We start from the raw sequence: 12,668 nt of genomic DNA on the forward strand, positions 1-12,668 counted from the left end.
TTCTTACCCCCAGATGTCATATGAATCTCTCCAGTGCCCAAAAATGGGCACAAAAAAAACTACCCCAAAAGAGTAGCTTGATTGCGTATAAAGTCGCCTAAAAATTAAGACTTAATTTTTATTAAACCTTAACAAGCATAAACGCCTTCGGCGTCCTTATAAGGACGGTAAGCGTTTAAGCGAGAAATATAAGATATTAAGTATAGTTTTATAACTTATACTTTCTTATATTTTAACAAAAAGCGTTACGCACTCTTTGGCAGCTGGCTGACAATAGTTATGATAACCTTAGTCCCTATAGCTTTGCGTCCCTACATTTCCATAGGTTTGCCTATGAAGTTTCGAATACATTCAAAGAGTAACATAAGCCTAGATCTGATCGCATGATTAATTGGTATGAAATGAGTATAGGTAATTGCAATTAGTTTTTCTTATGTGATAGATATTATTTATCGACTATCCCGGAAGAGAAGGACATCCTTTAGGACTGTAGGTCTACTTAACTCTCCGATCCAAACAAACCCCGGAACCAATTCCACACATCGCCCGTGACGGGAATTAATCCGAAACCATGTTCGCCAACTGCGATTACACCATATGCCCATTGTCCGATAGCTATGGCACCCCCAGCGATCCTGCCTATCGCTATCGCACCAAACGCCGTATCCCCTATGGCGATGGCCCCCAACGCTTTTTCCGCGATTGCGATCGCTCCTACAGCCACGCCTGCAATCGCAATCGCTCCCACTGCGAAGCCAAGCCAGCTAAGTGCTATTGCTCCGATCGCTAACCACATTCCCAGTGATATTGCTCCTAAGGATAATACGCCCACGCTTATCGCACCTATGGAAATCAAGCCAACAGCTACATCTCCAATAGCGATTAATCCAACGGCTGTCTTCACACGGGGTTTACCTCCACGGCCATACGCTTGACCTGAGTATCGCCCTAGATTACTGCGAATACTGATGACCGGAAATGAGGGAGAAGGCCATTGATAATCAATCTCTCGTCCATCAAAGCCCCTAGAATCCGCCCAGCGCGTTACAAATTGATGCCATTTCATATCTATCCCGTCCCCCTTTTCAAATTACCTAAATTATACAACCCCGGGGGTTGGCTGTACTCAGACTCTGACCTGAAATTCATCTCATCCTCTGGACGGATATATACTCATTAGGATTACTGTTTGGGAATAGGATCAGGCTTTCCAAATAAATAGCCCTGAAACAACTGATAACCACTCTGCTTAAGCCATTCAAAGTCCTCTCTAAACTCCACACCTTCTGCTAAAGGAACGGATTGGATTTCTAAAGCTTTTTCTAAAAATTGCTTTGCTATTTTCTGTTTGTTCAGATCGCTGGACACACCCTGAACATATTTCATATCCAGCTTCATGTAATGGGGTTTAAGCTCCAATAACATCTCGATCGTGCTGAAGCCCTCACCAACATCATCTAAAGCGTATTCAAATCCCCGATCCTTGTAATATGTCAAAATAGCTTTCAAATGAGCGAGATCATCCACTTTCTCCGTCTCAACAACTTCAAAGACAAAAAGAGAAGGATCGACGCCTAATTGATTGGCCAGTTCAACGGTTGATCTTAAGCAGAACTCTGGAGCGTAGATCGACGTTGGGATAAAATTAATAAACGTTTTTTTATTTAAGGGTGCAGCATATTTTACAGCCGTCATTCTACATAACCGGTCTAAAGCATATAAACGCCCACGATTCCGTGCCGCCGCAAAAATCTCATTAGGATAGATAAGAGATCCGTCTTCTTTTTTAAATCTGGATAGGAGCTCGTATGCAAAAATCTCTTCCCTTACGTTCACAATCGGTTGGAAGTAGCAAGTAACAAGACCCTTAGTGATAACCTCATCAATCCACTCCATATCAAGTACAGTGGGTAATTCGGATAGAGGTCTCCATGTTTGGTCATCTATACGGAATTCAACCTGCTCCGACTCCATATGGTCATTACAGAAATCCAGAAAATCCCGCACCCCAGCCTCCTTAATTGTAATCACATTTTCTTCCACCTTATGTATCGTATTACTTCTACTCAAGTGATGAATAACCTCAGGTAAAACCCTAAGATTAAGCTCACCATGAGCCTTGATTTGAAAATTCAGCTCTCTTACTACACAATGATTACAAGCCACATTCATAACCCCTTTAATAATCGATTCTCTGAAAAAGATCCCGGAACGGCTCTTCTCAATCGAAATCCGTATACTCCAGTAAATACGCCGGGTCTAACACGGTGATCTGCTGATGTTGAATCTCAATAATCTTTTGTTCTTGCAGATCTTTAAGCACAAGGGTAGCCGTCTCCCTTAACGTTCCGATCATATCACGCGCTCTCGCATCATGAAATTTCATTTCATATAATAACCCATTCGATAAAAATAAACGCTCCATTTGCAGCAGCATCAATTGATCCTTAATCAACGGGTAATCGGCAACCATCTGCTTAAAAGGCTCATGTTTAATCTCAAATAATACAGTATCATTCATAGCCACCGTAGACAGCACTCTTATATTGGAGGGATGGATCACTTCCAGATCGCCATAATCCCCGAATAGATAATGTAGGTATGATCCACATTCCATAGTTTTGTATGCCAACATACTGATAATAAATCATCATCCTGTTATATTCTATCGTAACGTTGTCACATAGGCTTGATGCCAATACGAATTACAAAGGAGATCCATTCATGAAATTCCGAATTCCCTTTTACAGCTTGAAGGGAACAGACATTTTAGAGCAATTAGAGCAAAGAGGATGTATCGTTTATAAATAACAAAAAAAGCCTCCAATTAAAGAAGCTTTTCACTCAAATCCATAATATGCGTAACGCGATTTCTCCCCTGTTCTTTAGAAACGTAAAGCGCTTGATCAGCTTTTTCCAGAAGAGTGATGTCTGTATCGGTTGCTTCAAAGGTAGCTATGCCAATGCTTACCGTAATGCTGCCAATCTCCCAAGTGGAGCTGGCTATGAATTGTCGTAGACTCTCAGCTATAGCCGTGGCATCCGATGAATCTGTATTAGGCAGCAGAAGGATAAACTCCTCACCACCATACCTAGCTACGATATCTTCTTTACGAGATTGGGACTTCAGGATACTCGCCAATTTCTCCAGGACATAATCACCCATCTGATGACCGTAGGTGTCATTCACATTTTTAAAGTGATCAATATCTAGAATACATAACGAAAAAGGCGCCTGATCACGGTGATACGCTGCAATCTGTTCTTCCAGCTTTTCTTGCAGGAACCTTCTATTCTTTAATCCAGTAAGCTTGTCTGTAGTAGATAGCTCTACTAAAACGGCATTCATCTCCAGTAATTCAGCTTGCTTTTGCTCGATTTCCAGGTGGATTTGTTTGAGCTTTGCCAGCGCCTGATCTTTTTCCCAATATGCCTCTTCTATTTGCTTCTTCGCAGATCGTAACTCTAGCTCATAATCAATACGTTTGCCCATCTGTACGAGAATACAATCAATGACCTCTACACCTTCACATTCAAGGCGTCTACCATTTAACAAGTAAGGCACGGCTTGCCCCTTGCTGTCCTTCAAATTGATAAATAGCTCTTCTACATGTCCATTCAGATTGATAAAAGGATAGAAGTATGAATGAAAAATAAGCTTGTTGGCTGTAGACATGATAGATTCAAAGTGTTTATTTACCAAATCAACCTGTTGATATCCCATCCCATCCAAAAAGGTTTGATTCACATCGAGGATCATTCCTTCATGGGTAATGGAAACATATCCGCATGGCGCATATTTTAACCGGTCATCCATTGTCTAAATATCCTTTCAACACCATAATCTTCTCCATCTCACCCAAGATACTCATTAATCAAAGTAATGGTCTCCTGGGGATGGCTAATATGTGGATAATGGCCCTTGGCCTCCATTAACCGGAACGTACTATTATTCATATGTCTATGTAAATATTCTCCTACTTCTATAGGAACGATACTATCATCCGAGCATTGCAATATGAGTGTAGGCACTGTCGCTTTAGGCAGATCTTCTCGATGATCCGAAAAAAATGTAACTTCCGCAAATTCTCTAGCGATAATAGGGTCGGCCGAAATAAAGCTTCGTTCCAGCTGTTTAGTCAACATTGGGTCAGGATTATTCATCGCAAGTGGAGCCATAAAGCTAGCCCAGCCCGCGAAATTCATCTCCATCATATCCAGAAGCTCAGTAATATCACTTTTTTCGAAGCCCCCGAAATAAGCATCTCCCTCATTTAAATAACGTGGGGAAGGTCCGATCATAATCATTTTATTAAAATAATCCGGCCGCTCGATTGAAGCAAGCAAACCGATCATAGAGCTAATAGAATGGCCTATAAAAATAAGATCCTTGAGTTCAAATGTTTCGATAACATCTAGTACATCCTGTACATAACCATGGAGAGTATGATATTTATCCGATGTATATGCGCTTAAATCTGAATGGCCTGAGCCTACATAATCAAATAGAACGATTCGATACTTTTTCTCAAATGATGGCGTGATAAACTGCCACATGCTTTGATCACACCCAAATCCATGCGCAAAAAGGATAGTTTTTTCTCCTGCTCCAATGACTTTTACATGATTCCGCACCATAACATCGTTCATTTCATATAACTCCTCTATAGTTAGCATTCTCTCTATTTTGCAGGGTTCCCCTGGAAATATCAAGCGTAGAAAAAACTCCGCTAGATTAATCTCTAGCGGAGTTTTATGTAGCCTCCCGTTTGGGTCATCATTTGGCAAAATGGTAGCGTGCTGGGGCACCCCTGCGTTCAATCCGATAACATTTTGCCCCAAAAGATTGGTTAGCGGACCCAGAAGACCTTAAATGCGCCATTATTCCACATTTGAATTGCTATCGGACTCCACTGCAGCTATTGGCGCGAAAACACAAAATATGGGCCGATTTATATGAAATAGCGTCTCTGGAGTCCGAATCCCTTCTCAAAAGGCTGAAAATTTGCGAATAACGTCATCTGGGTCCGTAAGACTCCTTGGATAAACTGTTGAGGCAGAGGTAGACAACCAACATTTAGAATGCAGAAGTCCAACCCGCATCAGCAGCGATGATAGCTCCGTTTACAAAACTGGAATCATCCGAAGCCAGGAATAACGCAACTTGTGCGATTTCTTCAGGTGTACCTACACGAGGGATCACAGCCTGTGTTAATTGCGTACGGCTCACGCCGAATTCATTTATATTTTTCATTGAAGCACTGATGTTTGTGGCAGTAGCTCCTGGTGCGATAGCATTACAACGAATCCCTTTGTTGGCATACATAAAAGCTGTGTTTTTCGTCAAGCCTACTACAGCATGTTTAGAGGCAGTATAAGTTGCTCCCGCATGGGCACCACTTACGCCACCTGTAGAAGCGGTATTAACGATAACCCCTTTTCCTTTTTCCAGAAAAATAGGCAGTGCTTTACGAGTAGACCGCATTACACTTTTGGTATTGATATCAAAGATAAGATCCCATCGTTCATCTGTAATATCACCAACTGGCTCAAAGCCATCCATAATCCCTGCGTTATTCACTAAAATATCTAGCGTGCCATATTCTTTTACAGCGGTATCAATCATGCTATCAATATCTCCAACCAGGGCAACATTTACTTTCAGTGCCTTAGCTACTCCACCGTTACTATTGATCCCTGCGGCTACTTGTTCAGCACCTTCTAGGTTCAGATCGGCTACAATCACTTTTGCCCCTTCTTTAGCATACAACTCTGCGATAGATTTCCCCATACCCGATGCCGCCCCAGTAACCACTGCAACTCTGTCTTGAAGTTTCATGTTGGAAGTCTCCTTTACGTTTATCTATAATGTAAATATCAATATATAAAATCTCTTTAACACTTAAAATTTATACTACTCAAGTTTAATCCTCTAAAATTTAACTATCAATATACAAATGGGACATCAAATGTTCATAAATATATATAACGTGGGATTCTGTTCAAATAGGATTAGAAAATAGACAGTTAGGTGGTCTTCTGTTGCTTAAAAATAATCGGAGAACTAGCAAATCGCGTAAAGAGCTTAAAAACGCATTGATATTACTCATGGAAAAAAAGAATTTCCGCACCATTACGATAACCGATATCGTTACCCTTGCCGATTTAAACCGCGGAACCTTCTATAAACATTATCAAACCAAAGAAGAACTTCTAAATGAGCTAATTGATGATGTGTTGGAGGATTTAATTAAGGCTTATAAAGAACCCTATCTTCATACCGATAAATTTATAGTTAGTGAGCTGACCACCTCGAGCATCAAGATTTTTGAACATGTGGTCTCTTACTCTAATTTTTATACCATCATTATAAATTCCAATGTTCTGCCAGGGTTCCAAAATAGGATTTGCGACCTCTTAAAGGAGCTCACCAAGCGGGACTTAGTCGCAGTTAATAACACTAATACCAATGTAAATATCGAATTGTTTTCCAGTTATACCGCCTATGCTCTATTTGGATTAATCATAGAGTGGGTAAAAGGCGGATTTAAATATACAGCTAACCATATGGCAGAGCAGCTGATTGAAATTCTGTCTTTTAATTCACATAATGTGATCATCAACACTTCAAATCAACCGATTAAACAGAATTCCATCCCTGTTAACGGCGACTAATTTATCTCAAACTAAAAAAAGCCACTCCAAAATGCTGGAGTGGCTTTTGAATGCAATTTATAACCTAAGGTCTTCTGTTTCCACCACCACCGCCACCTGGACCTTGATTAGTGTTTGCGGTTGTTACTCCGGATTCATTTAGCCAAGTTACGCTGCTTGTAATTTCGAACGCTACTACTTTTGTTCCTCCTGTGTATTCACCATCTGTATACAGTCCGTTCGCTTCACTACCGGTCGAGGTACCTCCCGAGTAGAGGGTGTAAGAACCGCCGTCCTTCAGATCCGGTGAACTAATCACCACCGTTTGATAGCTCTTCGAAGGAGCAAAGGTCAGGATCGAGTTGCCTTCGCTGTCCTCTAGATGAACCAATGTTCCAGCCTCCTGGGTCTGAGGGAAGGTCATGCTGACTGCATGTTGGCTAGAGGTGTCAGACGGTGCTTGTGCCATGCCCGAACTTCCCGCAGCCACCAAAGTTCCTCCACTCTGTTCAAAGCTACCGTCGAAATCAAGTGCACCGTTACCGCTATTGGTAGGTCCATTGACAATAACCGTGCCACCCGACATTGTGATGGAGCCGTTCGAATCCAGCCCGTCACCTGAAGCATCGACCGTTAGTGTTCCTCCACTAATCGTTAGCATATTGCTAGCAGAATCGCTGAATTGATCCTGCTCCTGAGGGCCGCCGCCTACAGTCGCCTCATCGTTACCTCCTGCTACATTCACTCCATCATCAGAAGCAACCACATGAGCTTCGCCACCGGAAATCTCGATGTTTGCTCCTTCAATCCCTTCGTAGCTCTTCGTAATATCAATTTTACCACCAGATATCGCCACCAAAGCATCCGCATGGATTCCATCGTCGCCAGTTTTAATGTTGAATTCTCCATCAGCTATAGCAATGTTACTGTTGCTGTGCACTGCATCATCAGCAGAATCGATGGTAAAGGTTCCGTTATTTAAGCTTATATCTCCTCCAGCCTTCAAGCCTTTAGTACTTGGTGTTTCAGATTCTGTAGTTGTTGCCGTTGTTGCCGTTGTTGCCGTTGTTGCCGTTGTTGCCGTTGTTGCCGTTGTTGATGCTTCCGTTGTTGGTATCTCCGGTTTTGTTTCTGGCATCGTCTCTGGTTTGGTTTCAGATGTTGAGGTTCCTGTGGTTCCTGTGGTTCCTGTGGTTCCTGTGGTTCCTGTGGCTCCTGTGGCTCCTGTGGCTCCTGGTGCTTGATCCCCTGTTCCCTGACCTCGGCCACCTCTCATGCCCATACCTTGCCCTTGATCACCTGTTTTCACTTCACCCTTCTCGTTGCCCCCACCCGTAACTAAGGTGTATGTTCCGCCCTCTATTACAAGTGAAGTCTCAGCTTGAATTCCATCATTACCAGCCGTAATATCAAATGTTCCTGCTGCTATTGCTATGAAGCCTTTGTCCGTCTCAGTATCGTTGGTTGATTTCATTCCATCGCCTTCTGCCGTTATGCTGATATTTCCGTCTTGTACACCGACAAGATCTTTACCTACAATCCCGTCATCAGCAGCCTTAATTTCAATAGTGCCACCCATAATTTTCAGATCGTCCTTGCTCGTAATTCCGTCATTATAGTTAGCGGAAACAGACAGCTTCCCGGTCCCATTAATCGTTAAATCCGCTTTACTGAAGATAGCCGCACTCGGTTCATCTGTAGTTTCATCGGCATACACGTAAGTTGCTCCATCAGATACGGAGTTCTCCGTCCCGTCTTCCAAGGTAATGATCACTTTCCCCGCTTCTTTAATATCAATTGCTGCACTATCGCTGTTCGTGATGTTCACACCGTTCAGTACCAAGTGCACAGTACCTTCATCCTGATTATTAACTACAATCTGTCCATCACTCAACTTACCAGACAGCACATAAGTTCCTGCTGCAGTAATTGTCACTGAGCCATCCTTGGACTCAGCCCCGGTGCCGTCAACAAGCGCACTTGTTCCAGCCAAAGCAATTTCCGTCGATTGGTCAGCCGTCCAAGTTGTATTAGAATCCTCTTCATCGAACGTCACCAGATCGGACAATTTGGCGCTTGCCAGTTGTACTCCCGTGGCAGCCCCGTTCTGAGTTATCGTTGTTCCCGAGGCTGCTACTGTACCCGCCGCCGCTTCAGACTGTGTTGTTGTGGCATTGGTACTGCAAGCCGACATAAGTAATGCACACAATAGCAAGATTCCTACTTTACTTCCGGTTATATATTTATCCATTTTTCATCCATCCTTTCGTTATCTTAATAGTCATTAGCAGTTGGAGTCATGGTCAGAGACAGGTCTAAATTACCGTTCCGGGTACGAATCGCATCCAAAAATTCCTTCTGGTTCACAGCCTCACCCAGCGTTACAGCGTAGACCAGTTCATATAAACTGCCAAGCTCAGTCGTTCTAATCTTTTTAAGCTCATACCCAACGTTATATTTATTGAATACTTCAGCGAAGGCTTCCTCATATCCCAGACTCTCCGGGATGGTTACCTTTAATGTTTTTTGCGACGTTGTTCTTACACCAAAGTTAGTCCGGTTAAGGATAAACATAAGGGCGCATAGGATAAGGGTGAACAAGACTGCATATCCAAAGGAACCCACTCCACAGGCAAGTCCAGAAGCCATGGTGAACAGAACAAATGTGATATCCTTCGGATCGCCCGGCGCACTTCTAAAGCGAATGATGGAGAACGCCCCGGCAAGACTGAAAGCTCTGGCAACATTACTTCCGATAAGCAAAATGATGATGGCCACAATTACGGGCAGCAGTACCATAGTTAGTGTGAAGCTTTGCGAATAGCCGCTTGCATTGGTCTTCATATAGGTGTAGCTAATGATCCCGCCAAGAGCAATAGCTATAAAAATAGTTAGCAGTGCGTTGGTAAACGTTAACTCTGTACTAGTTGCTACGGTAAATAATGAATCAAGCATAGAGGGCACTCTCCCGTTCTGTTTTACTGTTCTTCAGCATTTTTTTATATTCGTTGCCGTACTTGGAGAAGCTTGTACGGTACATTTGATGCTCTGAAAGCATTTTGACCAGCCAAACCGGAATCGTGTTCTCAGCCTTTACTTCCATAAGCCACTGCCCCGGCTCCAGCAAGGGTTCGCCATGAACACCGTGCTCCATCTTCAGATCGTACCGGCGGCTGCGAATATTTGTATCGAATGTTATTCTTAGATCGCGATTGTTTTTACAGAACAACGCTTTTCGGTCATAAGACAGATACACCTTGGGCTGCAAATCATAGCGTGTCAGAAAATATTTGATCTCTTCAATCACCTGTTTATTCATGTAATCCTTGAATTCCGGTTCCATACCGGTGGCGACAAAATCATAAGCCTCGTTTAATTTGAGCGACGTTCTTCTTTTATTAACAAGACCAAATACCTTCTTCTTGATTTCCAGATACACCTTCGTATCTTGATTTGGAACACCGTAAGCTCTTAAACGAAGCTTCTCTTTGTACTTGGGCTTCGCAAGACTGTTACGAATCAGGGTGTTGTGCTCCGTGTCATAATATAAGTTGGTTATGGAGTAAAACTCATGTTGCTTGTTGAAATCGTCTAGTTCCATGTATTCAAGCAATTGGTTATAAAATTTATAGTAGGCTTCGTTGTCCAACAAATATTTGTTCTCATAACGGTTGAATACCTCAATCGCCATATGTGATCAATCCTTTCTGTTTATCGTTGTCTCGTGTGCTTATGAATGTATCTTAGATCCCAAACCTTTAATGAATCTTAAATGGTTTTACAAATTATTGATTATCTTTTACATTCCCTTAATAGTTGGAGAAGACCGCTGACGACTTTAACAGGTGTACATCGTAACTGCGGTGATGTTGGACTTCCGGCCGCTGTTGTCTGCAGATTTCTTGATTTCAAACTGCTGTTCGCAGTCACTTCTATCTCAACCTTCATTAAGGTTCAATAAAGGTAATCCTGATATAATGACCTCAATAACAAATACTGGTTCTATGTAGGGGATGGCAAAACCATGAGAATATTAATAGTAGAAGACGAGCTTCATCTCGCTGAAGCCTTAACTCAAATATTAAAAAAACATAATTATTCGGTGGATGCAGTCCATGACGGCAGGTCGGGTCTGGATTACGCACTGAGTGGAATCTATGATTTGCTGCTGCTCGACATCATGCTGCCTGAGATGGATGGGGTCAGCGTCCTCAAGACGCTGCGGAAAAAGGGGATACCCACTCCCGTTATCCTGCTTACCGCAAAGGGTGAAATTACAGATATGGTCACTGGGCTGGACTATGGAGCTGACGATTATATCGCCAAACCTTTTTCCTCGGAGATCTTATTGGCAAGAATAAGGGCTGTACTAAGACGTAAAGGCGAGGTGATACCAGATGATGCTTTAAAGTTCGGGGATATTGAACTGAATACATCCAATCTGAAACTTACCGTGGGTGGCAAAGAGATCAAGCTCAATCTAAAGGAATGCGAGCTATTGGAGCTTCTGATCTTGAGGAAACAAGCTGTAACCTCCAAAGAACAAATTATTGAGAAGCTGTGGGGCTTTGATTCAGATGCTGAGCACAATAATGTAGAGGTGTATATTTCTTTTTTGAGAAAAAAACTGACCTTCTTAAATTCGACCGTACGCATTAGTACGATCAGAAACGTAGGGTATGTATTAGAGGTGACGACCTGATGTTCACAAAGCTCAGAAATCGGTTTCTTATTGTTAACTTAGTCACCATCTCGGTGATCATGCTTGTGGCCTTCATCTCCATATATGTAATTACGTACCGGGATGTCCAAAACGATATTCAGATGGATCTTCACAGAATCATGGAAAACTACAAGTCTCCCGGTGGTGACACAGGACGATTAGGCAATACCAAAGGGGGAGCCACGTTACCACGTGTGGATAATAAACGTACGGATAACGGAACACCTCCTCCAGAACGCTCAATCTCATTTATGCTGAAAATAGATACAGCGTCCAACCTTACGGGGAAAGATTCCAAATTTACTATGGACGATGAATTTTATAATACGGCTCTGCAAGAAGCACTAAGCGCCGGTAAAGATACCGGAAGGTTCACCTTGGATAGCAGCAAATGGATCTTCAACATCCAGCATACGAATGATGGGGCGATGCTTGTATTTCTGGACATCACTGCAGAGCAAAAAATCCTCACCAATCTAATCTATACCTTCTCTGTAGTTGGCTCAGTGATGCTGATTATCTTGTACTTCGCTAGCCGCTTTTTTGCTAATCGTTCAATTGCGCCGGTAAAGGAGGCTTTTGAGAAACAGAAACAATTTATTGCGGATGCTTCCCATGAGTTAAAGACGCCGTTGACTATTATTAACACCAATGCGGATGTTCTCCTGTCCAACAGTGATGACACCATTCACAATCAGTCCAAGTGGCTGCACTATATCAAGTCGGAAACAGAAAGAATGACCAGCCTGACCAATGATCTGTTGTACCTGACCGAGATGGACGATTCCAGATCGAGAATGATTTATTCGAAATTCAATCTGAGCGACGTGGTTGAAAATATCATTTTAACGATGGAAGCTGTAATCTTTGAGAAGCATATCTCCCTTGAATATGACATCGAGCCTGATCTGACAGTGCTAGGCAATAGTGAACAGATCAAACAAGTGATTATGATCCTCTTGGACAATGCTGTAAAATATTCGAACCCTAAAGGTTCAGTCACCTTATCCCTTAAAAAACAACATAATGACATGGTGTTAGCGGTCACCAATACGGGGGAGGGCATTGCGCCGGAGCACTTAGCGAGCATCTTTGACCGATTCTACCGTACAAATGCTTCCCGGGCGCGTAAACAAGGGGGATATGGCCTAGGGCTGGCGATTGCCAAATCGATTATTGAACAGCATAAGGGAAAAATTTATGCCAAAAGTTTTGTCGGCGAGTCCACCACGTTTTACGTACATCTTTCATAACTACAAGTAAAAAAGACTCAAACCCTGTTATCTCTAAG

At 42.6% G+C, this 12,668-nt stretch carries 12 protein-coding genes and 1 riboswitch; of the genes, 3 read left to right on the forward strand and 9 right to left on the reverse strand.

Translation table 11 applies throughout. The annotated features are described in order from the left end of the window. Positions 1-255 precede the first annotated feature (255 nt). Positions 256-342, reverse strand: a riboswitch (cyclic di-GMP riboswitch). Positions 343-499: 157 nt separating this feature from the next. From MKY54_RS30045 to MKY54_RS30070, 6 genes are all read right to left on the reverse strand, one after another. After that, positions 500-1,066, reverse strand: coding sequence for a hypothetical protein (locus MKY54_RS30045; protein ID WP_076282228.1), 567 nt, complete (start codon positions 1,064-1,066; stop codon positions 500-502). A gap of 116 nt (positions 1,067-1,182) precedes the next feature. Next, positions 1,183-2,031 carry an EAL domain-containing protein gene (locus MKY54_RS30050; protein WP_305953541.1) on the reverse strand — a complete coding sequence of 283 codons (849 nt, stop codon included), beginning with the start codon at positions 2,029-2,031 and terminating at the stop codon, positions 1,183-1,185. Positions 2,032-2,221: 190 nt separating this feature from the next. Continuing rightward, entirely contained in the window at positions 2,222-2,617 is a 396-nt protein-coding gene (locus MKY54_RS30055; protein ID WP_339188939.1) for a helix-turn-helix domain-containing protein, read from the reverse strand. 210 nt (positions 2,618-2,827) lie between these two features. Continuing rightward, the gene (locus MKY54_RS30060) at positions 2,828-3,817 is read right to left on the reverse strand and encodes a sensor domain-containing diguanylate cyclase (protein WP_076124160.1); all 990 of its coding nucleotides are present in this window, start codon (positions 3,815-3,817) and stop codon (positions 2,828-2,830) included. A gap of 38 nt (positions 3,818-3,855) precedes the next feature. Continuing rightward, complete coding sequence (locus MKY54_RS30065) at positions 3,856-4,650, reverse strand: alpha/beta hydrolase (RefSeq protein ID WP_076181841.1); 795 nt, start codon at positions 4,648-4,650, stop codon at positions 3,856-3,858. Between the two features lie 427 nt (positions 4,651-5,077). Continuing rightward, on the reverse strand, positions 5,078-5,839 hold the full coding sequence (locus MKY54_RS30070; RefSeq protein WP_076124164.1) for an SDR family oxidoreductase: 762 nt from the start codon (positions 5,837-5,839) through the stop codon (positions 5,078-5,080). Positions 5,840-6,108: 269 nt separating this feature from the next. Between MKY54_RS30070 and MKY54_RS30075 the strand changes: the two genes are divergently transcribed. Then, positions 6,109-6,675, forward strand: a complete 567-nt coding sequence (locus MKY54_RS30075) for a TetR/AcrR family transcriptional regulator (protein ID WP_063829811.1) — start codon at positions 6,109-6,111, stop codon at positions 6,673-6,675. Positions 6,676-6,739: 64 nt separating this feature from the next. Here MKY54_RS30075 and MKY54_RS30080 read toward each other — a convergent pair whose 3' ends face one another. Genes MKY54_RS30080 through MKY54_RS30090 form a run of 3 tightly spaced genes read right to left on the reverse strand, consistent with a single transcriptional unit; the run spans position 6,740 to position 10,345 of the window. Further along, positions 6,740-8,905 (reverse strand): carbohydrate-binding domain-containing protein, encoded by a 2,166-nt coding sequence (locus tag MKY54_RS30080; protein ID WP_339188943.1) that lies wholly within the window; start codon positions 8,903-8,905, stop codon positions 6,740-6,742. A gap of 23 nt (positions 8,906-8,928) precedes the next feature. Then, positions 8,929-9,609 carry a DUF4956 domain-containing protein gene (locus MKY54_RS30085; protein WP_076132792.1) on the reverse strand — a complete coding sequence of 227 codons (681 nt, stop codon included), beginning with the start codon at positions 9,607-9,609 and terminating at the stop codon, positions 8,929-8,931. Then, the gene (locus MKY54_RS30090; RefSeq protein ID WP_339188945.1) at positions 9,602-10,345 is read right to left on the reverse strand and encodes a polyphosphate polymerase domain-containing protein; all 744 of its coding nucleotides are present in this window, start codon (positions 10,343-10,345) and stop codon (positions 9,602-9,604) included. The genes MKY54_RS30085 and MKY54_RS30090 overlap by 8 nt, the downstream gene beginning before the upstream one ends. A 333-nt stretch (positions 10,346-10,678) precedes the next feature. Between MKY54_RS30090 and MKY54_RS30095 the strand changes: the two genes are divergently transcribed. Next, positions 10,679-11,356: a response regulator transcription factor gene (locus MKY54_RS30095; RefSeq protein ID WP_076099753.1), complete on the forward strand. Its 678-nt coding sequence runs from the start codon at positions 10,679-10,681 to the stop codon at positions 11,354-11,356. Beyond that, positions 11,356-12,630 carry a HAMP domain-containing sensor histidine kinase gene (locus MKY54_RS30100; protein ID WP_076124170.1) on the forward strand — a complete coding sequence of 425 codons (1,275 nt, stop codon included), beginning with the start codon at positions 11,356-11,358 and terminating at the stop codon, positions 12,628-12,630. The genes MKY54_RS30095 and MKY54_RS30100 overlap by 1 nt, the downstream gene beginning before the upstream one ends. Positions 12,631-12,668 lie beyond the last annotated feature (38 nt).

Source organism: Paenibacillus sp. FSL P2-0121 (assembly GCF_037975345.1).
GTDB lineage: Bacteria > Bacillota > Bacilli > Paenibacillales > Paenibacillaceae > Paenibacillus_AQ > Paenibacillus_AQ odorifer.